General features: G+C 71.3%; 21 protein-coding genes. 9 read left to right on the top strand and 12 right to left on the bottom strand.

Annotated features, from left to right (window positions below):
- Window positions 1-108: 108 nt before the first annotated feature.
- The 3 genes from G6N64_RS13940 to G6N64_RS13930 are packed head-to-tail and all read left to right on the top strand — an operon-like array spanning window position 109 to window position 3,729.
- On the top strand, window positions 109-1,476 hold the full coding sequence (locus G6N64_RS13940) for a zinc-dependent metalloprotease (RefSeq protein ID WP_163797599.1): 1,368 nt from the start codon (window positions 109-111) through the stop codon (window positions 1,474-1,476).
- Between the two features lie 35 nt (window positions 1,477-1,511).
- Window positions 1,512-2,354: a TOMM precursor leader peptide-binding protein gene (locus G6N64_RS13935; protein ID WP_163797598.1), complete on the top strand. Its 843-nt coding sequence runs from the start codon at window positions 1,512-1,514 to the stop codon at window positions 2,352-2,354.
- 43 nt (window positions 2,355-2,397) lie between these two features.
- Window positions 2,398-3,729: a macrolide-binding ATPase MABP-1 gene (locus G6N64_RS13930; RefSeq protein ID WP_163797597.1), complete on the top strand. Its 1,332-nt coding sequence runs from the start codon at window positions 2,398-2,400 to the stop codon at window positions 3,727-3,729.
- 43 nt (window positions 3,730-3,772) lie between these two features.
- On the opposite strand, the gene G6N64_RS13925 is transcribed toward G6N64_RS13930, so the two are convergent.
- From G6N64_RS13925 to G6N64_RS13915, 3 genes are all read right to left on the bottom strand, one after another.
- Window positions 3,773-4,048 carry a WhiB family transcriptional regulator gene (locus G6N64_RS13925; RefSeq protein WP_163797596.1) on the bottom strand — a complete coding sequence of 92 codons (276 nt, stop codon included), beginning with the start codon at window positions 4,046-4,048 and terminating at the stop codon, window positions 3,773-3,775.
- 140 nt (window positions 4,049-4,188) lie between these two features.
- Window positions 4,189-4,368, bottom strand: a complete 180-nt coding sequence (locus G6N64_RS13920; RefSeq protein WP_163797595.1) for a hypothetical protein — start codon at window positions 4,366-4,368, stop codon at window positions 4,189-4,191.
- A gap of 148 nt (window positions 4,369-4,516) precedes the next feature.
- Window positions 4,517-6,640: an ATP-dependent DNA helicase UvrD2 gene (locus G6N64_RS13915; RefSeq protein ID WP_246231148.1), complete on the bottom strand. Its 2,124-nt coding sequence runs from the start codon at window positions 6,638-6,640 to the stop codon at window positions 4,517-4,519.
- A gap of 122 nt (window positions 6,641-6,762) precedes the next feature.
- Between G6N64_RS13915 and mrx1 the strand changes: the two genes are divergently transcribed.
- A complete protein-coding gene (gene mrx1 / locus G6N64_RS13910; protein WP_174266807.1) occupies window positions 6,763-7,011 on the top strand; it encodes a mycoredoxin Mrx1 in 249 nt (82 codons plus the stop codon).
- Between the two features lie 22 nt (window positions 7,012-7,033).
- Here the strand turns inward: mrx1 and nudC are convergent, their stop codons facing one another.
- Window positions 7,034-7,960: an NAD(+) diphosphatase gene (gene nudC / locus G6N64_RS13905; protein WP_163797593.1), complete on the bottom strand. Its 927-nt coding sequence runs from the start codon at window positions 7,958-7,960 to the stop codon at window positions 7,034-7,036.
- A 7-nt stretch (window positions 7,961-7,967) separates the two neighbouring features.
- Window positions 7,968-9,068, bottom strand: a complete 1,101-nt coding sequence (locus G6N64_RS13900; RefSeq protein ID WP_163797592.1) for a potassium channel family protein — start codon at window positions 9,066-9,068, stop codon at window positions 7,968-7,970.
- A gap of 45 nt (window positions 9,069-9,113) precedes the next feature.
- On the opposite strand from G6N64_RS13900, the gene G6N64_RS13895 reads away from it, so the two are divergent.
- Window positions 9,114-9,515, top strand: coding sequence for a DoxX family protein (locus G6N64_RS13895; RefSeq protein WP_163797591.1), 402 nt, complete (start codon window positions 9,114-9,116; stop codon window positions 9,513-9,515).
- 3 nt (window positions 9,516-9,518) lie between these two features.
- Here G6N64_RS13895 and G6N64_RS13890 read toward each other — a convergent pair whose 3' ends face one another.
- On the bottom strand, window positions 9,519-10,157 hold the full coding sequence (locus G6N64_RS13890; RefSeq protein WP_163797590.1) for an NADPH-dependent F420 reductase: 639 nt from the start codon (window positions 10,155-10,157) through the stop codon (window positions 9,519-9,521).
- A 112-nt stretch (window positions 10,158-10,269) separates the two neighbouring features.
- On the opposite strand from G6N64_RS13890, the gene G6N64_RS13885 reads away from it, so the two are divergent.
- Window positions 10,270-10,830 carry a TetR/AcrR family transcriptional regulator gene (locus G6N64_RS13885; protein WP_163797589.1) on the top strand — a complete coding sequence of 187 codons (561 nt, stop codon included), beginning with the start codon at window positions 10,270-10,272 and terminating at the stop codon, window positions 10,828-10,830.
- 18 nt (window positions 10,831-10,848) lie between these two features.
- Here G6N64_RS13885 and G6N64_RS13880 read toward each other — a convergent pair whose 3' ends face one another.
- Window positions 10,849-14,109: an ATP-dependent helicase gene (locus G6N64_RS13880; RefSeq protein ID WP_246231147.1), complete on the bottom strand. Its 3,261-nt coding sequence runs from the start codon at window positions 14,107-14,109 to the stop codon at window positions 10,849-10,851.
- On the bottom strand, window positions 14,106-17,219 hold the full coding sequence (locus G6N64_RS13875; RefSeq protein WP_163801762.1) for an ATP-dependent helicase: 3,114 nt from the start codon (window positions 17,217-17,219) through the stop codon (window positions 14,106-14,108). Before G6N64_RS13875 ends, G6N64_RS13880 begins: the two co-directional genes overlap by 4 nt.
- A gap of 83 nt (window positions 17,220-17,302) precedes the next feature.
- Here G6N64_RS13875 and G6N64_RS13870 point away from each other — a divergent pair, with 83 nt between their 5' ends.
- Complete coding sequence (locus G6N64_RS13870; RefSeq protein ID WP_163797588.1) at window positions 17,303-18,085, top strand: alpha/beta fold hydrolase; 783 nt, start codon at window positions 17,303-17,305, stop codon at window positions 18,083-18,085.
- A 2-nt stretch (window positions 18,086-18,087) separates the two neighbouring features.
- Window positions 18,088-18,384, top strand: coding sequence for an MGMT family protein (locus tag G6N64_RS13865; protein ID WP_163797587.1), 297 nt, complete (start codon window positions 18,088-18,090; stop codon window positions 18,382-18,384).
- Between the two features lies 1 nt (window position 18,385).
- Here the strand turns inward: G6N64_RS13865 and G6N64_RS13860 are convergent, their stop codons facing one another.
- The 3 genes from G6N64_RS13860 to G6N64_RS13850 all read right to left on the bottom strand — a co-directional run bounded on the left by G6N64_RS13860 (window position 18,386) and on the right by G6N64_RS13850 (window position 21,644).
- Window positions 18,386-19,240: a TIGR02569 family protein gene (locus G6N64_RS13860; RefSeq protein ID WP_163797586.1), complete on the bottom strand. Its 855-nt coding sequence runs from the start codon at window positions 19,238-19,240 to the stop codon at window positions 18,386-18,388.
- 36 nt (window positions 19,241-19,276) lie between these two features.
- A complete protein-coding gene (gene moeZ / locus G6N64_RS13855) occupies window positions 19,277-20,452 on the bottom strand; it encodes an adenylyltransferase/sulfurtransferase MoeZ (RefSeq protein ID WP_163797585.1) in 1,176 nt (391 codons plus the stop codon).
- Window positions 20,453-20,657: 205 nt separating this feature from the next.
- On the bottom strand, window positions 20,658-21,644 hold the full coding sequence (locus tag G6N64_RS13850; protein WP_163801760.1) for a DUF3152 domain-containing protein: 987 nt from the start codon (window positions 21,642-21,644) through the stop codon (window positions 20,658-20,660).
- 315 nt (window positions 21,645-21,959) lie between these two features.
- On the opposite strand from G6N64_RS13850, the gene fasR reads away from it, so the two are divergent.
- Window positions 21,960-22,640 carry an HTH-type transcriptional activator FasR gene (gene fasR / locus G6N64_RS13845; RefSeq protein WP_163797584.1) on the top strand — a complete coding sequence of 227 codons (681 nt, stop codon included), beginning with the start codon at window positions 21,960-21,962 and terminating at the stop codon, window positions 22,638-22,640.
- Here fasR and G6N64_RS13840 read toward each other — a convergent pair.
- Window positions 22,627-22,884, bottom strand: coding sequence for a DUF3107 domain-containing protein (locus G6N64_RS13840; protein ID WP_163797583.1), 258 nt, complete (start codon window positions 22,882-22,884; stop codon window positions 22,627-22,629). The genes fasR and G6N64_RS13840 overlap by 14 nt on opposite strands.
- Window positions 22,885-22,907: the final 23 nt, after the last annotated feature.

Raw genomic sequence — 22,907 nt, 5'->3', positions numbered from 1 at the left:
CCCGAACCTCCCCCAGCGCCTCGCCGGCCGAGGTCGACGGTGCACGAGTTCACTCGTGGCGTGACCCGCAGCCCCACGCGGGCCGGCCCCGGTGGGTACCGTTGAGCTATGTCTGACCTGCCCTTCGGCTTCTCCTCCCATGACCGCGGAGACGACGACAACGACCCCGACAAGCGCAAGAAGGATCGCGACCCGAACAGCCCGCAGGATCCGTTCGGCTTCGGTGGCGCGGGATTCGACATGGGCGACCTCGGCCAGATCTTCTCCAAGCTGGGCGAGATGTTCAGCGGCGCAGGCAACGTCATGGGTGGCGGCGCGCAGTCCGGCCCGGTGAACTACGACCTGGCCCGCCAGCTGGCGTCGAACTCGATCGGGTTCGTCAAGCCCATCCCGGAGCAGACCAGCACCGCGATCTCCGACGCCGTCCGGCTCGCCGAGACGTGGCTCGACGGAGTCACCCCGCTGCCCGCGGGCACCACGCAGTCGGTCGCGTGGACGCCGAGCGACTGGATCGACAACACCCTCGGCACGTGGAAGCGGCTGTGCGACCCCGTGGCCGAACAGATCTCCGCGGTCTGGACCCAGACGCTGCCCGAGGAGGCACGGGCCATGGCCGGGCCACTGCTGGCGATGATGTCGCAGATGGGCGGGATGGCGTTCGGCTCCCAACTCGGTCAGGCCCTCGGCACGCTGTCCAAGGAGGTGCTGACCTCCACCGACATCGGGTTGCCGCTGGGACCCAAGGGCGTCGCCGCCCTGATGCCCGACGCGATCGAGGCGCTCGCGGAGGGACTCGAACAGCCGCGCAGCGAGATCATGACGTTCCTGGCCGCGCGCGAAGCCGCCCACCACCGGCTGTTCAGCCACGTGCCGTGGCTGTCGAGCCAATTGCTCAGCGCCGTCGAGGCGTTCGCCAAGGGCATGAAGGTCGACACCAGCGGCATCGAGGACCTCGCGCGCGGCATCGACCCGTCCGCCCTCACCGACCCCTCGAAGATGGAGGAACTGCTCAGTCAGGGCATGTTCGAGCCGAAGGCCTCCCCCGAACAGGTCGTAGCCCTCGAGCGCCTCGAGACACTGCTGGCGCTGGTCGAGGGGTGGGTTCAGACGGTGGTGACCGCGGCGCTGGGCGACCGGATCCCCGGCACCTCCGCGCTCAGCGAGACCCTGCGTCGGCGACGCGCCACCGGCGGTCCCGCCGAGCAGACCTTCGCCACGCTGGTCGGACTCGAACTGCGGCCCCGCAAACTTCGCGAGGCCGCCGCCCTGTGGGAGAAGCTCACCGAGGCCGTGGGCGCCGACGCCCGTGACGGCGTGTGGCAGCACCCCGACCTGCTCCCCGGTGCCGACGACCTCGACGAGCCCGCCGGGTTCATCGACCGCGTCCTCGGCGGCGACACCAGCGGGATCGATCAGGCGATCGCCGACCTCGAGAAGGAGCTGGGCGGTCCAGAGGACCCCCCTGTGGATAAGTAGAGCGCGCCTCGCGCCGACCGTGATTGAGTCGGCGGGTGCTGCGCTACACGCTCGACCCGGCGATGCCCGTCCTGATGCGGCCCGACCACACCGTGCAGGTGGGGTGGGACCCGCGCCGGGCCATCCTGGTCCGCCCGCCCGCCGGACTGTCCGCGTCCGCACTGGCCGACGTCCTCCGCCGGATGCAGTCCGGCATCACGTCGTCCGACCTCGTGGCACTGGCCCTGAACCGGGGCGCCGAGGACGCCGGCGACGTCGACGATCTCCTCGCGTCGCTCACCCGGCACGAGCTGGTGCGCACCACCGCCCCGCACGTCCGGTCCGCGTCGGTCCGCATCCACGGCCGCGGCCCGCTGTCCGACCTGCTCGCCGGAGCGCTGCGCTGCTCGGGAACCCGGGTGCGGCACAGCAGCTTCAGCCACGCCGGGGTCAAGTCCGAGAACACCGACCTCGTCGTCCTGACCGACTTCCTGGTCACCGACCCCCAGGTGGTCCGCGACCTCCACGACGCCAGGGTCCCGCACCTCGCCGTGCGGGTGCGGGACGGCACCGGGCTGATCGGCCCCCTCGTCCTGCCCGGTAGGACGAGTTGTCTGCAGTGCGCCGATCTGCACCGCAGCGACCGCGACGAGGCGTGGCCGGCGGTGGCCGCCCAACTGCGCCACGCCGTCGGCACCGCCGACCGGGCGACGGTGCTGGCAACCGCCGCGCTCGCCCTGCACCAGGTGGACCGCGTGATCACCGCGGTGCGCGCGACGGGCGAGGTGGGCGCTCAGGCGGCGCCACCGCCGACGCTGGACACCACGTGGGAGTTCGACGTGGCAACCGGATCGACGACCAGTCGGCGGTGGTCGCGGCATCCGCGCTGCGACTGCTGAGAGCCGGTGTTCCAGACGTCACAGAGGCGTTGACAGGCTCGTCGTGGACAATGGGGACGTGGCAGACATCAAGCGTGGCCGTGCCGCGCGCAACGTCAAGCTCGCGTCACTTCCCGCAGGCATCGCGGGACGTGCCGCGCTGGGTCTCGGCAAACGACTCACCGGCTCGTCGAGGGACGAGGTGAACGCCGAACTGATGGAGAAGGCTGCCCAGCAGCTGTTCACCGTCCTCGGTGAACTCAAGGGCGGCGCGATGAAGGTCGGCCAGGCGCTGTCGGTCATGGAGGCCGCCGTCCCCGAACAGTTCGGCGAGCCCTACCGCGAGGCCCTGACCAAGCTGCAGAAGGACGCGCCGCCGCTGCCCGCCGACAAGGTGCACCGCGTACTCGCCGCACAGCTGGGCACCAAGTGGCGCAGCCGGTTCTCGTCGTTCGACGACGAGCCCGTGGCGTCGGCGAGCATCGGCCAGGTGCACAAGGCCGTGTGGTCCGACGGCCGCGAGGTCGCGGTCAAGATCCAGTACCCCGGCGCCGACGAAGCGCTGCGCGCCGACCTCAAGACGATGAAGCGCATGGTGTCGGTGTTCCGGCAGCTCTCCCCCGGCGCCGACGTCCAGGGCGTGGTCGACGAACTCATCGAGCGCACCGAGATGGAACTCGACTATCGCCTCGAAGCCGACAACCAGCGTGCCTTCGCCAAGGCCTACCGCGACCACCCGCACTTCGTGGTGCCCGCAATCGTCGCGAGCGCTCCCAAGGTCGTGATCGCCGAGTGGATGGAGGGCATCCCGCTGGCGAAGATCATCCGCGAAGGCACCGTCGAGCAGCGCGACCTGATGGGCACCCGCCTCTTCGAACTGACCTACGACGCACCGCGCCGGCTCGAGATGATGCACGGCGACGCGCACCCCGGGAACTTCATGCTGCTGCCCGAGGGGAAGATGGGCGTCCTCGACTTCGGCGCCGTGGCACCGCTTCCCGGCGGCATCCCCGTCGAACTGGGCCACGTCGTCCGGTACGCGATGGAGAAGGACTACGACAAGCTCCTCCCCGCGATGGAGCAGGTCGGGTTCATCCAGCGCGGCGAGAAGGTCTCCGGACGGGAAGTCGACGACATGCTGCGCCAGTACGTCGAGCCCCTCGAGGTCGACGTCTTCCACTACTCACGCAAGTGGTTGCAGAAGATGGCCGCCCGCAACATGGACCTCTCGGTCGATCAGATCAAGGCCGCGCGGCAGATGGACATCCCGGCGCGGCTCGCCATCCCGATGCGCGTCATCGCCTCCAACGTGGCGATCTCGTGTCAGCTCGACGCGCACATCCCCACCAAAGCGCTTGCCACCGAACTGATTCCAGGTTTCGCACCCGGAACCTGACGCACGACGTGCCGCCTGACGTCTCGTCAGGCGGCACGTTGCGTCATGCTGCCGCAGGGCTTGCCTGCGGGTTCTTCCTCGGGCGGCCACGGGGACGCTTGCGCGCGACCACGGTGCCACGATCGAGGATCTCGCCGCCCCACACTCCCCAGGGCTCTTGACGTTCCAGCGCCGACGACAGGCACTCCCGCCTGATCGGGCAGTCCGTGCACAGCGCCTTTGCCTGCTCCAGTTCACTGGGGTTCTCGGCGAACCACAGGTCCGGCTCTCCGTCGTGACAGGGCACCGTCAGCCTCTCGCGGCATGTCCGGTCCGACATGACTCTCCTGCTTCCTGGTCGTAGTTCTCGGGTCATCTGTCGTAGATGGATCCTTCGACCAGTCGTCTTCGGTCTCGTCCGAAAACTATGGCCACGGATCCGGTCTCGGGTCCGTGGCCATCAGGCATGTCGTGGGCTTCCTAGCTGGAGCCCCGATTCACGGACGCGAGAGTCGCCGTAGCGGCCCGGCGCTTGCGCATGGATGCGGGCGCGGCGACGGCGAAGGCCGCGGCGGCGGCATGGGCGTGAACGTGGGGTGCCCACGACACGCCGAGGACGCCGGCGGGGATGACTACGCCGTTGAACGGATTGCTGATCATCTCGCGACCTCCTCTCGTGTGTGCCGGATACAGTGTGCCCCTGCGGACGTGTACGAGGCTAGACGCTAACACGAAATCGCCACAAGCTATTTTCTGACCTGCGGGTTTGGCGCGATCTCGACCAGAGTTGGCAGCTTTGGCCCGGTGCCTACGAGCGGCCTCGGACGAGTTCGAGGACGTCGGGCCCGAACTGCTCCAGCTTGCGGGCACCGATGCCGGGGATCGCGACGAGCGCGGCGTCGTCGGTCGGCAGCGTCTCGGCGATGGCGATCAGGGTGTTGTCGGTGAAGACGACGTAGGCGGGCACGCTCATCTCCTTCGCGATGCGCAGGCGCCACTCCTTGAGACCCGCGAGCAAGTCCTCGTCGAGGTCCGACGGACAAGTTTCGCAGCGGCGCAACATGATCGACGCCGGCGTGGTCAGTGGGCCGTTGCAGACGCGGCACCGCGGCGCCGGCCCGCGCTGCTTGCGCGCCCTACCCGGGCCGGCGTCGGCGGGCGACTGCGGGGCGACGCCGTTCAGGAACCGCGACGGTCGACGCCCCTGCCTGCCTCCCGGCGCCCGTGCCAGCGCCCAGCTCAGGCTCAAATGCATTCGCGCACGGGTGATCCCGACGTAGAACAGTCGGCGCTCCTCCTCGACGGCCTCACTCTCGGCACCCTTGGACAGGGCGTGCGAGATCGGCAGCGTGCCGTCGGCGAGACCGACCAGGAAGACCGCGTCCCACTCCAGGCCCTTCGCCGCGTGCAGCGAGGCGAGGGTGACGCCCTGCACCACCGGTGGGTGCCGGGAGTCGGCCCGCTGACGCAGTTCGGCCACCAGCGTGCGCAGGTCGAGGTCAGGACGCTGCGCGACGTCCTCGTCGACGAGTTCCGCGAGCGCGGTCAGCGCCTCCCAGCGCTCCCGCGCCTTGGTGCCCGTCGGCGCCTCTACCGTCAGGCCCAGCGGTTCGAGGAGGTCGCGGACCCCGGACGCCAGCTCGGCACCGGTGACCTCGGCGCCGCGTTCGGCGGCACGCTGCAGTGCCAGCAGCGCCTGCCTGACCTCCTGCCTGCTGAAGAACCCCTCGCCGCCGCGCACCTGGAAGGCCACGCCGGCCTCGGTGAGCGCCTCCTCGTAGACCTCGGACTGCGCGTTGATGCGGTAGAGCACGGCGATCTCCGACGGCGCGGTGCCGCCCTGGATCAGCTTCTTGATGCTCTTGGCCACCGCGGTGGCCTCGGCCACCTCGTCGGTGTGCTCGGCGAACGACGGCTCGGGACCCGGCGGACGCTGACCGACCAGGTGCAGCCGGCTGCCCGCCATGCGCCCCCGCGCAGCACCGATGACCCGGTTCGCGAGCGACACCACCTGCGGGGTCGACCGGTAGTCGCGCTCGAGCCGCACCACGGTCGCGTCGGGGAACCGCCGCGAGAAGTCCAGCAGGTGATTGGGCGTGGCCCCGGTGAACGAGTAGATGGTCTGGTTCGCGTCACCCACCACCGTCAGGTCGTCGCGCTCCCCCAGCCACGCGTCGAGCACGCGCTGCTGCAGCGGCGTGACGTCCTGGTACTCGTCGACGACGAAGCAGCGGTAGCGGTCGCGGAATTCCTGGGCGACGGCCGCGTCGTTCTCGATGGCCGCGGCGGTGTGCAGCAGCAGGTCGTCGAAGTCGAGCAGCGTGGTGCCCTCGCGACGCGCCTTGAGCGTCTCGTATCCCGCATAGACCGCGGCGACCTTCGCCGCGTCGAGCGGGATGTCCCGTCCCACCCGAGCGACCTCGGCGGGGTACGCCTCCGGGCTGATGAGCGAGGCCTTCGCCCACTCGATCTCACCGGCGAGATCGCGGACGTCGTCGGTGCTGGCCTTGACCGACTGTCGGTTGGCGGCCTGCGCGACCACGGCGAACTTGCTGTCGAGCAGTTCCCACCCCGTGTCACCCACCAGACGCGGCCAGAAGTACTGCAGCTGGCGCCGTGCGGCGGCGTGGAACGTCATGGCCTGGACGATGCCCGTCCCCACCCCGCCGGCCTGCTGGTCGAGCGAGCGCAGCCGGACGCGCATCTCTCCCGCCGCGCGCGAGGTGAACGTGACCGCGAGGACCTGGCTCGGCGCGACGTGCCCGGCCGCCACGAGGTGGGCGATGCGGCGCGTGATCGTGCGGGTCTTGCCGGTGCCGGCGCCCGCGAGGACGCAGACCGGGCCGCGCGGAGCCTGGACGGCCTCCCGCTGTTCGGAGTCGAGGTCCTCGAGGAGCGCACCCGCGGGCGCCCCGGAACCCTGGCTTGCCATGGCGTCCATCTTGTCAGTGCCTCGTGACAATCGCACCGGAGCCTGGCGGCAGTGCGACCGGAGCCTGGCGGCAGTCGGCGACCGCGCGGCATCATTCGGGCGTCCGCTACGTTGAACTCCTCATGAGCGCTTCCACTGGTCTGACCATGTACACGACGTCCTGGTGCGGGTTCTGCTCGCGCCTGAAGATGGCACTGAAGTCCGAGGGCATCACCTGGACCGAGGTGGACATCGAAGCCGACCCGGCCGCCGCCGAATTCGTCGGATCGGTCAACAACGGCAACCACGTGGTGCCGACGGTCAAGTTCGCCGACGGGTCGACACTGACCAACCCCAGCGCGAAGCAGGTCAAGGCGAAGCTCGGCGCCTAGGCCGGCCCGCCGCTCCCCCGGATCAGTCCAGGGCCGCCCAGGACTCGATGATCTCCCGGGCGATCGAGATGGATCCCGGCAGCAGCAGCCGCGACGGTGAGTCGCTGCTCCAGTCACCATGCTCGAGCGCCTCGCGGACCTCGGCCCGGGTGAACCACGCCGCCTCGGCGATCTCGCCGTCGTTGAACGAGAACGGCTGCTCCGGATCGGCGACCGCGTGGAACCCGACCATCAGCGACCGAGGGAACGGCCACGGCTGGCTGCCCAGGTAGCGCACGTCGCTGACCGCGAGCCCCACCTCCTCGGCGATCTCACGCACCACGCAGGCCTCGAACGACTCGCCCGCCTCGACGAAGCCGGCGAGGAGCGAGAACAGCCGCTCCGGCCACACCGTCTGGCGGGCCAGCACCGCGCGGTCGTGGCCGTCGTGCACCAGGCAGATGACGGCCGGGTCGATGCGCGGGTACTCCTCCTGGCCGTTGCCCGGGTTGATGCGCGCCCACCCGCTCTTGATCGCCTTGGTGGGCGATCCGTCGCCGGGGCTGAAGCGCGCGTGGTCGTGCCAGTTCAACAGCGCGGTCGCGGTGGACACCAGCTGCGCGCTGACGTCGTCGAACACCTCGCCGGCGCGACGCAGGTCGAGCACCTCGGTCTCGGCGGTCGGGTCCTCCGGCGCCTCGAGTGCGGCACGGACCCCCCAGACGTGTCTGCCGTCCTCGAGGCGACCCAGGAACACCGAGTTCTCGTCGGGCCCGTCGGCGTACTTCGCCGCCGAGGACAGCACGACGCGGCCACCGGAGATCAGGACCTGGTTGCGTCGGTCCACCCGGAGCAGCAGCGCCTCGGGCCAGGCGGCGACGGCCGCGTCGACGTCGGTGCGGAGGAGGTCGGCGCGGTCGGCGCCCACGCGGGACAGCAGCGGGACGTTGCGCAGGGCGAAGTCGGTCATCGCGGGGTCAGTCCTCCGAGTCCGCTGCGGTCTTGACGATCAGGAGTTTGTCGCCGAGTTCGACGGCGTCGGCGGCCGGCTTGTCGATGCGCAGCAGTTCGCCGTTGCGGACCACGCCCAGCACGATGTCCTTCATGTGCCGCGGCGACGAGCCGACCTCCTTGGCCGTGACGGACCGCTCGGCGATGGCGTAGCCCGCATCCGGCGTCAGCAGGTCCTCCATGACCTCGACGACGCTCGGGGTCCGCTTCGCGACGCCCAGCAGTCGGCCCGCCGTCTCCGACGTCACGACCGTGGTGTTCGCGCCGGACTGCGTCAGCAGGTGCTTGTTCTCGGACTCCCGGACGGCGGCGATGATCTTGGCGTTCGGCGCGAGTTCGCGGGCGGTCAGCGTCACCAGCACGGCGTCGGAGTCCTTATTGGCCGCGACGATGATGGTCTCCGCGTGCTGCACGCTCGCCAGGCGCAGCGCGTCGCCCTTGGTCCCGTCGCCTCGCACCGTCACCAGACCCGCGGACTTCGCGCGCTCCAGTGCCAGGTCGTCCTGTTCGACGACGACGATGCTGCCGGGTGCCACCCCGTCGCTGACCATCGCGGTGACCGCGGTCCTGCCCTTCGTGCCGTAGCCGACCACGATGGTGTGATTGCGCACGCTCTTCCTCCAACGCTGAATCTTCAACGCCTGCCGTGACTGCGTGGTCAGCGTCTCGACCGTCGTGCCGATGAGCACGATCAGGAACGCGACCCGCAGTGGTGTGATGACCAGGACGTTGACGAGCCGGGCCGATTCCGTGACCGGGGTGATGTCGCCGTAGCCGGTAGTCGACAGTGACACCGTGGCGTAGTAGAGGCAGTCCAGGAACGACAAGGGGTTGTTCTGGTCGGGGGTGGCCTCGATGTCGCGATAACCGTGCCGGTCGAAGTAGACGATCATGACCGCGGCGAACAGCGCCCCCAGCGCCCAGACCACGCGCATCGCGATCCGGCGCGCGGGACTGATGAAGTCCTCGGGGATCGTGATGACCTCGCCGAGCGCAGCGTCGTGGCGCGCGGTCAGATTCTCCTGCTCGAGCCTCTGCAGGCGGCGACGCAATTTACCCCTGGCCACGAGGGCCAATCATTCGCGGAAGGGGCGGCACAGCACAATGTAACCATGACCTCCTTCTCGCCATCCGTCGGCGACTCCTCCAGCCAGGCCACCGCGCAGCGCATGGGCGCGATGTTGATCGGCATGGGTGCGCTGCACTTCGTGGCGCCCAAGCCTTTCGACACCATCGTTCCGGCCGAACTGCCCGGCGACGCGCGGTTCTACACGCACGCCTCCGGTGTCGCGGAGGTCGCGACCGGCGCCCTGCTGCTCGTCCCGCGCACCCGTCGCCTCGGCGCGCTGGCCGCGATCGCGCTGTACGTGGCCGTCTTCCCGGCGAACATCAACTCCGTGCGGGTGCTGTGGAACAAGGGGTGGCCCGCACGCATCGGCGCGATCGCGCGCCTGCCGTTGCAGGTGCCGATGATCACGCGTGCGCTGAAGGTCTACCGCACCGCGCCGCGCTGACGCTCAGCGGTCGACGACGTCCATCTCCGCGGGGGTGGCGCCGCCGATCGGCTGTGAGATCAGGCTCAGTGTGGTCAGCGGGCCGCCGAACTGCTGGAGCAGACCGCCCGCGTCGCTACGGCCCAGATCGATGGCCGCGAACCCGAGCGCTTCGATGAGCGAAGCCACCTCCGCGTTGGCGTCCTGGTGGTCACCGGAGACGAACAGCACCCGCCGTCCGCCGCCGACCTCGGGGTCGCGGGCGAGGACCCTGGCCCAGGTGGACCCGAACGACTTGACCACCCGTGCGTTGACGGCCCAGTCCGCGACGAGATCGGACGACGGGCGGCCGCCCAGGTCCGCCGGCGAGAAGGTCTGATAGTCAATCGCATTGGTGGCGTCGACGACGATGCGCCCACCCCAGTCCGGCACCTGATCGACGACGCCGCGGACGGCCTCGAACGGCACCGCCAGGATGACGATGTCGGCGGCGAGGGCGTCGTGCACCTCCGCCGCCGTGACGAGCGGACCCAGTTCCTCGGCCAGCGGCGCGACCGCCGCCGGGCCGCGACCCGCCGCGACGGCGACCGGAAGGCCTGCGGCGACGAACCTGCGGGCGACGGCGGATCCGATGTTGCCGGCACCGATGATGGCGTGTGTCACGGTTCCTCCTCCTCGCCGACGCGGCGGCGGTTGGTTTTGTTACGGTCGTTATGAAACTCTTCGCGCAGCGTAACAGGACGTTTGGCGACCTGCACCGACCGTAGGATGGGGCATGGCCAGACCCCGGGAGTTCGACCGAGCGACCGCGCTGCACGACGCGATGAACCTCTTCTGGCAGCGCGGCGGATACGACCGCACATCGGTCAGCCAGCTCACGGCGGCCATGGGCATCTCCTCCCCCAGCCTCTACGGAACCTTCGGCGGGAAGCGCGAACTCTTCGACGAGGCCGTCACGCAGTACGCGCAGCGGCCGAATGCACCCGTGGCCCAGGCGATCTCGGCTCCGACCGCGCGCGAGGTCGTCGCGCGGATGCTCGAGGGCGCGGTAGCCGAGTACACCGACCCCGACCATCCGCTCGGCTGCCTCATCAACGCCGACCCCTCGCTGGGCGATCGGAGGGACGAGGGGCGTGCCCTGATCGCGGACCGGCTCGACCGGGCCGCCCGGGACGGCGACCTGCCGGCCGACGTCGATCCCGACGCCCTCGCCGAGTTCCTCGTCGTCCTGCTCAACGGATTGGCCGGCCGAGCGCGCGACGGCGTTCCACGCGAGCGCCTGCTCGCCGTCACCGACATCGCTCGGCGCGCGGTGACCGGCGCCGCGCCGGCGTAGCGCCGCCCGGCGCCCCGCTCACGGCACGTACAGCAGCGACGCGAGGTCGTCGGCGCCCGGCAGGTCGGAGGGCGTGACGGTCTCACCACTGCGCACGAAGTGGAACGCCGCCCGGACCGACGACGGCTCCACCCCCTGCGTCGCCGCCCACGCCAATCGGTACACCGCGAGCTGAACGGCGTTGTGCCGCAGATCTTCCTCAGCGCCCGGGGGGTCACCGGTCTTCCAGTCGACCACGGTGAACCCACCGTCGTCGTCGGCGAACACCGCATCGATGCGGCCACGCACCACGGTCCCGCCGAGCACCATGTCGAACGGCACCTCGACGTCGACGGGGGTGCGCGATGCCCACGTCGACACCGCGAACGCGGCCTGCAGTTCCGCCAGTTTCTCCGCCTCGGCCAGGCCCAGTTCGCCGTCGACTGCGCCCGGCAGGTCCTCGAGGTCGAACAGCCGCTCCGCGTGGAAGAACCGCTGCACCCAGTCGTGGAACGCGGTACCCAGCAGCGCGTGCGGATCCGGGCGGGACGGCAACCGGCGCTGCAGCCGCCGGGCCGCGCCAGCGGGGTCGCGCCCGACGTCGACCAGCGCGCTGACCGACAGGTGCGAGGGCAGCGCGAGTGGCGGGCGGTGCGCCGACTTCTCCCGTTCCGCGAGCAGCGCGTCGACCTCCACCTCCCACCCCGCGACGTCCTCGGCGAATTCCCCGTCGGGAACGGGCTCGCCGGCCGGGGCCACGTCGCCCGCGAGCGCGCGGGCCACCAGCTCGGCTCCCAGGTCGATCGCGGCGGCGCCGACCCGTGCCACCGGCCACTGTCGTGCGACGACCTCGTCGCGCAACGGGTTCGGATCCCCGTCCGCGGGCTCGGGGGCCCACGGTCCGACGGCGCCGCACGGCCGGCCGTCGGCCTCCGCCCGGTCGATCACGTCCTTGATCTCGAGCAGGAATTCCGAGGGCCCGCGCGACTTGGACTCCGTGGCACCCCAGTGGTGGCCGGACAGCAGCAGGGTGTCCTCGGCACGGGTGAGCGCCACGTAGAGCAGCCGCCGCTCCTCGTCCCTGCGGCGCTGATCCAGCGTCCGCTTGTGCTGATCGATCTTGTCCGACAGCGCCTTTCGGTCGTTGACGTCGGAGGTGTCCAGTACCGGCACGCCGTGCTCGGACAGCGTTGCCCGGTCACCGCGCAGCAGCGGTGGCAGGTCACCCGCGTCGCTCAGCCACGTGCGCGCCATCGCGGTCGACGGGAACACGCGACCGGACAGGTGCGGCACCGCGACGACCTGCCACTCGAGACCCTTGGCGGCGTGCACGGTGAGGATCTGCACGCGGTCGCGGGACACCACGACGTCGGCGGGCGCGAGACCGTTCTCCCGGTCCTCGGCCGCGTCCAGGTAGGCCAGCAGGGCGCCGACGGTACCGGCGGGGCGCACCGCGAAGTCGGCGACCACGTCGGCGAACGCGTCGAGGTGCTCCGCTCCGGTCCATCCCGCCGAGACGGGTTGCGCCGCACGAACCTCCGCGTCGACGCCCATCGTCCGGCGGACCTCGGCGATCAGCTCGGGCAGGGGATGGTGCAACTGTGCGCGCAGCGCGGTCAGCTCGCGGCTGAGCGCGGCGATGCGACGCGCGCCCTCGGCGGAGTACCGAGCGGGAGGGCCGGGGTCGGAGATGGCGTCGGCGAGGCAGGCGGCATCCGCGTCGGGAGCCGCCGATGCCGCGATCGCCCGCAGGGAGCCGCGGTCGCCGCCGCGGTCCTGCCCGTCGAGATCGCGGGCCCGCCGCCACAGCGCGGTGAGGTCGGCCGCCCCCAGTCGCCAGCGCGGGCCGGTCAGCACGCGCACCGCCGCCGCACCCGAGGCCGGATCGGCGGCCAACCGCAGCATCGCGACCACGTCGGCCACCTCGGGAATGGCCAGCAGACCGGCCAGTCCGACGACCTCCACCGGCACGCCGCGACCGGTCAGCGCGTCGGCCATCGGCACCGCGTCGGCGTTGCGCCGCACCAGCACCGCCGCCGTGGGGATCTCGTCGCCCGCCGCTCGCGCGGCGTGATACCGCTGCGCCACCTGGTCGGCCACCCACTCGCGTTCGACGGTGACGTCCGGGTGCAGCGCGCAACGGATGGTCCCGGGCGCGGCGTCGGGCCTGGGCAGCAGTTCGCGCACCTCGACCGACCGTCGGCGCGCCTCCGCCGAGACCGCGTTGGCGAGGTGCAGGGCGCTCGGTGGATTGCGCCAACTGGTCCGCAACTCGAGGGTGGGTGCGGGTGTGCCGTCGGCGTACGGGAAGTCCGTGGTGAACCGCGGCAGGTTCGTGGCCGACGCACCGCGCCAGCCGTAGATCGACTGGATGGGATCGCCGACGGCGGTCAGTGCCAGCCCGTCGTCGACGCCACCGCCGAACAGCGCGGACAGCGCGACGCGCTGGGCGTGGCCGGTGTCCTGGTACTCGTCGAGCAGCACGACGCGGTAGCGAGACCTCAACTCCGCGCCCACCTTCGGGAAGGCCGCGGCGAGCCGGGCCGCCGCCGACATCTGCATCCCGAAGTCCATGACGTTCTCCGCACGCATCCGAGCGTGCAGCGCGTCGATCAGCGGGATGAGGTCGGCACGTTCGGCCTGCGACGCGATCATCTTGCGCAGCGACTGGTTGGGCCCGGTGTCGCGCTGCCGTGGGCCGGGCGGCAGCGTCAGCACCAGCCGCTCCAGCTCGAGGTGGGTGTCGCGGAGCTGATCGGTGTCGACGAGGTGCTCGGCGAGCTGACCCGACAGCCGCAGGACCATGTCCGTGATCGCTGCAGGCGTCCTCTCCGTCTCGAGCGGACCCGGATGGTCGCACACCACCTGGAAGGCCAGCTGCCACAGCTCGGTCTCGCTGATCAGCCGGGTGGTGGGCTCGACCGGCAGGAGCAGGCCGTGCTCGCGCAGCAGCGTTCCCGCGAAGGCGTGATAGGTGCCGATGGTGGCGTTCTCGTCGCCCCCGGGGCCCAGGCCGACCCCGGCCAGCCGGGCCAACCTGGTCCGGACGCGGCGCAGCAGCTGACCGGCGGCCTTGCGCGTGAACGTCAGGCCCAGCACCTGCCCGGGCGTCGCATAACCGTTGGCGACCAGCCACACCACCCGCGCGGCCATGGTCTCGGTCTTGCCCGCACCCGCACCCGCGATGACGACGAGTGGACCCGGTGGCGCCGCGATGACCGCGGCCTGCTCGTCGGTGGGGGCGAATACGCCCAGCGCCTCGGCCAGCTCGGCGGGGCTGAAGCGCGGCGGCGTCGTCACCGGCGTCCCTCCACGGCGGCCCGGGCGGGGCACATCGCACTCACCGGGCAGTGCGCACAGCCGTCGTTGACCCGGGCGACGAACTCCGGACCCCGGGTCGCCGCGGCCGCGTCCCGGACCGACTCCTGCCACGTCACCCGGCCATCCTCGGTCATCGGCCCCTGCTCGCGTTCCGTCGGGCCTGCCGTGCCGATCTTGCCGAGGTAGACCAGCCGGCCACCACCGGCCTGATCACCCTGTGGCAGAACGCCTTCGGAGACGGCCAGCTGATACGCCGCGAGCTGGGCGTGGCGCTGCGCGTCGTCCTTGGTCACCGGGCTCTTGCCGGTCTTGACGTCGACCACGACCAGCCGGTCCTCCGCGTCGCGCTCCAGCCGGTCGACGCGACCACGGATCCGCACGCCGGGGCCGGCCTCGTCGGCGGCGGCCACCACGCCGTCGACGTCGATCTCGGTGCTGACCTCGGTGAGTTCGCCGCGCGTCCGGTCGCGCCACTGGGCGAACGCCGACAGCATCGACTGGTGCCGGACCAGCTCGTTCGCCGAGTACCACTCGGCGTCGAACGGCAGCGAGGACCAGAGCGTGTCGAGTTCGCGCAGCATCTGCTCCTCGGACGTGTTCGAGTCCGACACCAGGGCGTGCACGACCGTCCCGAGCGCCGACCGTACGTCGCGGCCGTCCTGACCGCCGTGCCGTTCCAGCAGCCAGCGCAGCGGGCAGTCCGTCAGTGTCTGCAGGGTCGACGGTGACAGCGTGACGACGTGTCCGTCGGCGTCCCACAGCGGCGCCGCCGTCGACGTCTCAGTGGTCGCGTGCCACTGGGCCGGGTCCGCACCGGGCACCCCCGCCGCAGCCAGTCTGGCCAGCTGCGTGGCGGCCCGGGCGCGAGAGTCCGGATCGACGGCCTCGGCCGGCGCACACACCACGGCACGCAGGCGACCGACGAGAGCGGACGGCGCCAGGACGCGCGGCGCCCGCACCGGCTCGGCGTCGGCGTCCGGGTGCGCGGTGGCCAGCGCCGCGAGTTCCTCGCAGAACGTCGACGGCAGCATCGCCTCGTCGCCCTCGTCGCTGTCGACCGCGGTGACCAGGACGTGGCTGCGCGCCCTCCCCAGCGCGGCGACCAGCAGCCGGCGTTCCTCGGCGAGCAGGGGCGCCGCGGTCGAGACCGGAGCGTCCGGCCCGTCGATCACGCCGTCGAGGACGTCGACGAGCCGCTGCGTGCCCAGGACGCCACCACGTGGAACGGTGTTGGGCCACAACCCTTCCTGCAGTCCGGCGATCACCACGAACTCCCACTCCCGGCCGAGCGCGGCGTGTGCACTGAGCACGCTGACCGTCTCGGTCCGGCCGACGTCGCCGCGCGTCGGGGCGGGCAGCGTGATGGCGCGTACGTGGTCGACCAGGCCGCCGACCGAGGCGCCAGTGGTCCGCGTGACGTACTGCTCGGCGACGTCGAACAGGGCGGTGACGGCGTCCAGGTCGCGACCCGCCTGCGTGCCACCCGCACCGCCGCGCTCGACGGCGGCCGTCCAGCGTCGCTGCAGCCCGCACTTGTGCCAGGCCTGCCACAGCACGAACCGCGGATCCTGACCGCCACGGTGGCTGCGCCGCGCCGCGGCGAGCACGTTGCGGACCCGACGCACGGGGCGCCCCAGGGTGTCCGGCAGGTCGGGGCCCCGGCCGTCGAGGGCGTCGAGCAGCAGGTCCGTGAACTCGCGTGGCGGGGTGCTGCCGTCGGCGCGTCGCAGCGCGCGACGCAGCTGCCGCAGCGTCACCGGGTCCACCCCGCCGATCGGTCCGGTGAGGAGGGCGACGGCCGTGTCGCCGTCGAGGGCGTCGGCGACCGCACCGAGCACCCCGAGCAGGCCCGCCACCGTCGGATGCTCCGCAGGCGGTGCCGAGAACGGTGGTTGATCCACCGGGACGCCTGCCGCCGTCAGGGTCCGTGCCAGTGCCGTGCCGGCGCGGGGCACCGATCGCACGATGACCGCCATCTGCGACCACGGGACCCCGTCGACGAGGTGCGCGCGGCGCAGGGCGTCGGCGATGACGTTCGACTCGGCGTGCGACGTCGCGGCGATGCGCACGGTGACGGAACCGTCCCGTTCGTCGGCGGCCGTCAGGGCCCTGCCGACGTCGGCGCCCGGCAACCGACCGGCGATGCCCGCGACCGCACGGGCGACCGCCGGTGCGCAGCGATGGGACTCGGTGAGCACGACGGCCGGGTCCGAGCCGATCTCGAGCAGTGCCGGGTCCGCCCCGCGGTATCCGAACACCGACTGATTGGGGTCACCGGCGATGACGGTGAGGTCGGCGCCCGCGGCGAGGACGCGGACGAGCAGGGCCGCCTGCGGATCGAGGTGCTGCGCGTCGTCGACCAGCAGCAGCCGGATGCGACTGCGCTCGGCGGCGAGCAGGTCGGGATCGGCGGCGAAGGCGTCGAGCGCGGCGCCGACCAGCTCTGCGGCACCGAGCGCGGGAACGGTCGCCTGCGGCGCCGCCATGCCGACCGCGGAACGGAGCAGCATGATCTGCTCGTAGGACTGGGCGAACTGCCCGGCCGCGAGCCACTCCGGACGACCCACGCGGCGACCGAGTCGTTGTAGTGCCGCGGGATCGATCCCGCGCTCGGTGCAGCGGGCCAGCAGGTCGCGCAGTTCGGTGGCGAACCCGACGGTACCGAGGGCGGGCCGCAGCGACGGTGGCCAGTCGACCGACGCCGCCGCCCCGTCCTCGACGTCGCCGGCGAGCATCTCGCGGATGATGCCGTCCTGCTCGGCGCTCGTCACCAGTCGGGGCGGCGGGTCGCCGTTGCGCTGCGCGGCGAGGCGCAGCACGGCGAACGCGTAGGAGTGGACCGTGCGGACCAGCGGTTCGCGCACCGCGGTCGGCCCGGCGCCGCCGAGCAGGGCCGCCGTCACCGCGGCACGGGCGCGGCCGCCGAGCGTGGCGGAACCCGTCAGCAGCAGAACGGATTCCGGCTCGGTGCCCGCCGTGACGTGCGCGACCGCGGTCTCCACCAGGAGCGAACTCTTGCCGACCCCGGGACCCCCCAGGACGCGCACGGTGCCACGCAGACCGGGATCGGTCAGCGACTCGGGCGACATCGCGGTGTGGGAGCTGGGCACCACACGATGACACCACGGGGGTCCGACAGGTTCGTCGGACGAGGGGCTGGCAGCATCGAGGGGTGACCTCGCCGCTGCACGTCCACCGGTACGGCCCGGACGGACCCGCCCGCATCCTGCTCGTCCACGGCCTCACCGGGCACGGCCGCCGGTGGGCGTCGCTCGCCGACGACCACCTCGCCGAGTTCCCGATCGTCGCGCCCGACCTGCTGGGGCACGGACGATCCTCGTGGGACGCGCCGTGGACGATCGAGGCGAACGTCGCCGCACTCGCCGGACTCCTCGACGCCGAGGGCGGAGCCCCGGTCGTGGTGGTCGGGCACTCGTTCGGCGGTGCGGTGGCGCTCAATCTCGCTGCGGCGCGGCCGGATCTGATCGACGGCCTGGTGCTGCTCGACCCTGCGGTGGGCCTGGACGGCGGCTGGATGCGCGAGATCGCCGACGACATGTACGGCTCGCCCGACTACACCGACCGCGAGGAGGCCCGCCAGGAGAAGGTCAACGGATCCTGGGCAGAGGTGGACGCGGGCGAGGTGGAACGCGAACTCGACGAACACCTGGTCGAGCTACCGAACGGCAGAGTCGGCTGGCGCCTGGAGATCCCGGCCATGCTGTCCTACTGGAGTGAACTCACCCGGCCGGTCCCGGTGCCGCGCGACGGCACCCGCACCACGCTGGTGCGCGCGACCCGCACGTCACCGCCGTACGCGTCCGACGAACTGATCGAGTCGCTGCGCGCCGGCCTGGGATCGGACTTCGCCCTGCTGGAATGGGATTGCGACCACATGGTGCCGCTGGCCAAGCCCGCCGAGACCGCCGCGCTGATCCGCGACCACGCGTCCTGACCGTGGCGCCCATCACCGACGAGCAGGTCGAGGCGGTGCGCGCCCTGGTCGCCACGATCCCCGCGGGACGGGTCGCGACGTACGGCGACATCGCCGCCGCCGCAGGCCTATCGAGCCCGCGCATCGTCGGATGGATCATGCGCACCGACTCCTCGGACCTGCCGTGGCACCGGGTCATCACCGCGTCGGGCAAGCCCGCACCGCACCTGGCCACCCGACAGCTCGAGCGGTTGCGCGCCGAAGGAGTGCTGGCGACGGACGGTCGGGTGCCGCTGGCCGACGTGCGGCACGCGTTCTGACCTAGAGGACGAGACGCACCAGCGCCGCGGTGCGGGCCAGTCCGGGGAAGACCGCCGCCGTCGACCGCGGGTGGAGCGCATGCACGGCGAGGCGGAACATCAACGCGCGCAACAGCATTTGCGGCCACTCCGGGAGCGACGACCAGCGCTCGACCAGACCGTCGTCGGCGTCACCCCATGCCAGCGCGTCGACCACCACCACCCCCGCCGCCCACGTCGCGGGCCGCCAGTAGGGCGTGATGTCGGTGATGCCGGGTGCGGCCGTGCCCGCGAACAGCACCGTGCCGTAGAGGTCGCCGTTGACGAGTTGGCTGGGTGCACGGGTCGGCTTGCGTAGCCCCGCAAGCTGGTTGACGAGGTCGATGGACCGCTGACCGTCGGCCGAACCGGGCGCCACGCGCGCTTCGGGCGGCAGCGAGTGCAGCGGCCGGTCCTCCCACGCCGCCCGGTCGGCGGCGACGAAGACGTCGACCTCGGTCCACGGCACGGCGGGCGGCTGGGTCAGGAAGCGCGGCCGTTCTAGTTTCGCGGTCGCCTCGTGCAGGCGCACCGCCGCCGAGACCACCTCGTCGTGGCGCGGTTCCGGCGATCCGGCGACGAACGTGTCGGCCCGCCATCCCGCGACGACGTACCGTCCGTCGGTGGAGCGCACCGGGCGGGCCAGGCGCACGCCGTCGACGAACAGCGTCTCGCGCACCTTGGCCGACCAGGCCGCGCGGGCGGGGTCGGCGACGACGGACAGCACGACCTCACCGCAGCGCCAGCCACCGTCGGCGCCCCAACCGAGTTCCACCGGTCGAAGCCCCGTGAGGCCGAACGCCGCCAGGACGTGATCAGGCGGGCCGTCGACAGTCACGGCCACAGCCTAAGCCGTGGACCGGCCATCGAGCGGTCAGTACATCACCATGTCGGGTTCGAGTTGTCGAGCCCATGCCACGATTCCGCCCTGCAGGTGCATCGCATCGGAGAAGCCGGCCTTCTTCACCGCGGCCAGCGCTTCGGCGGATCGAACACCCGTCTTGCAGTAGAGCACTGGGACGCGATCCTGCGGCAGCCGTGCCAGGCCGTCGCCGGCCTCCAACGTCGACTTCGGAATCAGCTCCGCGCCGTCGATGTGGTTGATCTCCCACTCGACGGGTTCGCGGACGTCGATCAGGGCGACCTTCCGGCCCGAGTCGATCATGTCGCGCAGCTCGCGCGGCGTCACCGTCGCGTCGACGGCGGCCTCCGCGGCGGCCTCGGAGACCACCCCGCAGAACGCCTCGTAGTCGATCAGTTCGGTGATCTTCGGCGTCTCCGGATCCTTGCGGATCTTGATGGTCCGGTAGGTCATGTCCAGCGCGTCGTACACCATGAGACGGCCCAGCAGCGGATCGCCGATGCCCGTCAGCAGCTTGATCGCCTCGGTGCCCATCACCGAAGCGATGGACGCGCACAGGATGCCGAGCACGCCGCCCTCGGCGCACGACGGCACCATCCCCGGCGGCGGGGGCTCCGGGTAGAGGTCGCGGTAGTTGAGGCCAAGACCGTCGGGGGCGTCCTCCCAGAACACCGACACTTGGCCCTCGAAGCGGTAGATCGAGCCCCAGACGTAGGGCTTGCCCGCCAGCACGGCGGCGTCGTTCACCAGGTAGCGGGTCGCGAAGTTGTCGGTGCCGTCCAGGATCAGGTCGTACTGCTCGAAGATCTCGACGGCGTTCTCCGGCTCCAGGCGCACCTCGTGCAGGATCACCTCGACGAGCGGGTTGACCTCCTTGACCGAGTCCCGCGCGCTCTGCGCCTTGGACCGGCCGATGTCGGACTGACCGTGGATGATCTGGCGCTGCAGGTTGGACTCGTCGACGACGTCGAACTCGACGATGCCGATGGTCCCCACGCCTGCGGCGGCGAGGTACAGCAGGGTGGGCGACCCGAGGCCGCCGGCGCCGATGACCAGCACCCGCGCGTTCTTGAGCCGCTTCTGCCCGTCCACCCCGAGGTCCGGGATGATCAGGTGGCGGCTGTAGCGCGCGACCTCGTCACGCGTCAGGCTCGTGGCTGGTTCCACCAGCGGGGGTAACGGCGACACCGGCACGCTCCTCGACTCGACGGCTGGGCGACTGAATCGGGCTGCTCAGTCACACCGGGCACTCATTCAACGGTAATCCCGGCGGGAAGCTTCCCGCGGGCAGGTGTGAGGTGCCCGTGGCTGGCGCGACAGTGCGCGAACTCCGGATCGGGCTCGGCGTGTCGCCCGCAGACTCGCACGCTCGCCGGAGAAGGGAACCCCGGGATTAGGCGATCGGGTAGGGCCAGGGGTTGAAGCGGCAGGTCTTGCCGTCGGCCTGCACGGACTCCGGGTCGAACCTCGCGTCGTCGTCGTTGTTGGTCGAGAACGTCTGCTGCATCATGATCGGCGCGAGCGCGCCGTTCTCGGCGCACGGCTCGTGGCGCTGGTAGCCGATGGCATGGCCGACCTCGTGGTTGACGAGGTACTGCCGGTACGAGCCGATGTCACCCTGGAACGGCACCGCCCCGCGCACCCAGCGGGCCTCGTTGACGAAGACGCGGGCCTGGTCGGTCGAGTAGGCCGGGTTGTAACAGGACGCCTCGAGGGGGATGTCGTAGCCACACCCCTCCCGCACGGTGAGCGGCGACGTCAGCGACACCCGGAAGTCCGGCGTGACGGCCGGGTCGTCGGTTCGCTGAAACGCGAACTGCGGATTATGGGTCCAACTCTTGGGGTTGGCGAGGGTCTCGCTCACCATGCGGGCGAACGCCTCGTCACCCCCGATCGACGCGGTGTCGACGCCGTCCTCCACCTCGACGGTGTATGTGAACGTCTTGGTGGTGCCCGCGCCCACCTTCGGCGACGTGCCGGGGACGACGTGCCAGGTCTTGGCGCCCGCCTCGGTGAACGGACCACCGTCGGGCAGGATCCCGGTCGGCAGGTTCGCGTCGAACTGGGTCAGGCCCTTGGGCGGCGCGCCGATGATCGCGGTGCTCGCCGCGTTGAAGGTCGGCGGCCCCTGGACGGGACCCGCGTCGGCGTCGTCGGCCGGGATCGGTGCGGTGACGGTCTGGACCACGACGACCACGGTCAGCACGGCGAGGATCGGGATGGCGTAGGCGCGCCAGCCATAGGTCGAGACGAACCGGCCCAGCCACGTCTGCTTGCGGAGGCGCTGGTGCTCGTCGCGGTTGGAGCGCGGCCGTCCCGAATCGCCTGCCACGGGGTCGCGTTGGGCGCGCAGCGGCTCACGCCACTCGTTGCGCAGCACGGGGACGCGACCGCCACCGCGGTGACCGCCGTCGCCGGGGTCGCCTCCGTGCCATTCCCCGTCGCTGCGCTCGCCTCGGTTCCATCCCCCGTCGCTGCGCTCGCCCGCGCGCCGCCCCGGGTCGTAGGTCACCGAACCAGGATGGCACAGTGCGGCGCCGGGGCGATCCCGGCGCGCCACCCGCGCGGCACCCGGTCGCAGATCGCGCCCCCTCTCCGGAGGGGGTAGTAGTGTCGTTTCGATGACCAACTGGGCGAAAGTCCAGCCCTACTGCGATCACCAGGCACGTCTCCGGCGAGCCAGATTGAGGACTTGATGAGCGATCTCGCCGCCGGGAGGAGAGGCGCACAACCGGGCAGCGGTGGCGGCGCCTCCGCGCGGCCGGCGGGCGGAAATCGGCGCGGCAACCGTCTGCCCCGCGACGAACGTCGTGGCCAGCTGCTCATCGCGGCCAGTGAGATCTTCGTCGACCGCGGCTACCACGCCGCTGGCATGGACGAGATCGCCGAGCGCGCAGGCGTCAGCAAACCGGTTCTCTATCAACACTTCTCGTCGAAGCTCGAGCTGTACCTGGCTGTGCTGCAACGGCACGTCGACAACCTGGTGTCCGGTGTCCGTCAAGCGCTGCGCACCACGACCGACAACCGCCTACGCCTGCACGCCGCCGTCGGCGCATTCTTCGACTTCATCGAGCACGACGGCCAGGGCTACCGGCTCATCTTCGAGAACGACTACGTCAGCGAACCGCAGGTCGCCTCGCAGGTGCGCCTGGCCACCGAGTCGTGCACCGACGCGGTGTTCGAGCTGATCAGCAGCGACTCCGGACTGGAGGCGCACCGCGCCCGGATGATCGCCGTCGGCCTGGTCGCCGTCAGCGTGGACAGCGCCCGCTACTGGCTCAACGCCGAGCGGCCGATCTCCAAGGAAGCGGCGGTCGCAGGCACCGTGCAGTTCGCCTGGGGCGGCTTGTCACACGTGCCGCTTACGCGTTCTTGACCGCCTCGGCGCCGACGGTGCCGACTCCGAAACCGACCCGGCGCGAGTCCGAGGCACCGATCTCGACGTAGGTGATCCGCGAGGACTGGACGAGGAAGCGCCGGCCCTTCTCATCGGTCAGGGCCAGCACCTTCGACTCCTGGCTCAGCGCGTCGGACACTGCCTGCTCCACCTCACTGGGCACCTGCGCGCTACTGAACACCAACTCGCGCGGGCTGTCGGCAACACCGATCTTGACCTCCACCGCTGAACCCCTTCGTCGAAACG

It is taken from the genome of Mycolicibacterium sediminis, from assembly GCF_010731735.1.
GTDB classification, from domain to species: domain Bacteria; phylum Actinomycetota; class Actinomycetes; order Mycobacteriales; family Mycobacteriaceae; genus Mycobacterium; species Mycobacterium sediminis.
This window is presented reverse-complemented; position numbering and strand designations above follow the sequence as displayed.

Coding starts and splice junctions, on each gene's coding strand:
- G6N64_RS13940 (WP_163797599.1), top strand. CDS start 109: ATGTCTGACCTGCCCTTCGGCTTCTCCTCCCATGACCGCGGAGACGAC.
- G6N64_RS13925 (WP_163797596.1), bottom strand. CDS start 4,048: ATGTCGGACCGGACATGCCGCGAGAGGCTGACGGTGCCCTGTCACGAC.
- G6N64_RS13920 (WP_163797595.1), bottom strand. CDS start 4,368: ATGATCAGCAATCCGTTCAACGGCGTAGTCATCCCCGCCGGCGTCCTC.
- G6N64_RS13915 (WP_246231148.1), bottom strand. CDS start 6,640: ATGGCAAGCCAGGGTTCCGGGGCGCCCGCGGGTGCGCTCCTCGAGGAC.
- mrx1 (WP_174266807.1), top strand. CDS start 6,763: ATGAGCGCTTCCACTGGTCTGACCATGTACACGACGTCCTGGTGCGGG.
- nudC (WP_163797593.1), bottom strand. CDS start 7,960: ATGACCGACTTCGCCCTGCGCAACGTCCCGCTGCTGTCCCGCGTGGGC.
- G6N64_RS13895 (WP_163797591.1), top strand. CDS start 9,114: ATGACCTCCTTCTCGCCATCCGTCGGCGACTCCTCCAGCCAGGCCACC.
- G6N64_RS13885 (WP_163797589.1), top strand. CDS start 10,270: ATGGCCAGACCCCGGGAGTTCGACCGAGCGACCGCGCTGCACGACGCG.
- G6N64_RS13875 (WP_163801762.1), bottom strand. CDS start 17,219: ATGTCGCCCGAGTCGCTGACCGATCCCGGTCTGCGTGGCACCGTGCGC.
- fasR (WP_163797584.1), top strand. CDS start 21,960: ATGAGCGATCTCGCCGCCGGGAGGAGAGGCGCACAACCGGGCAGCGGT.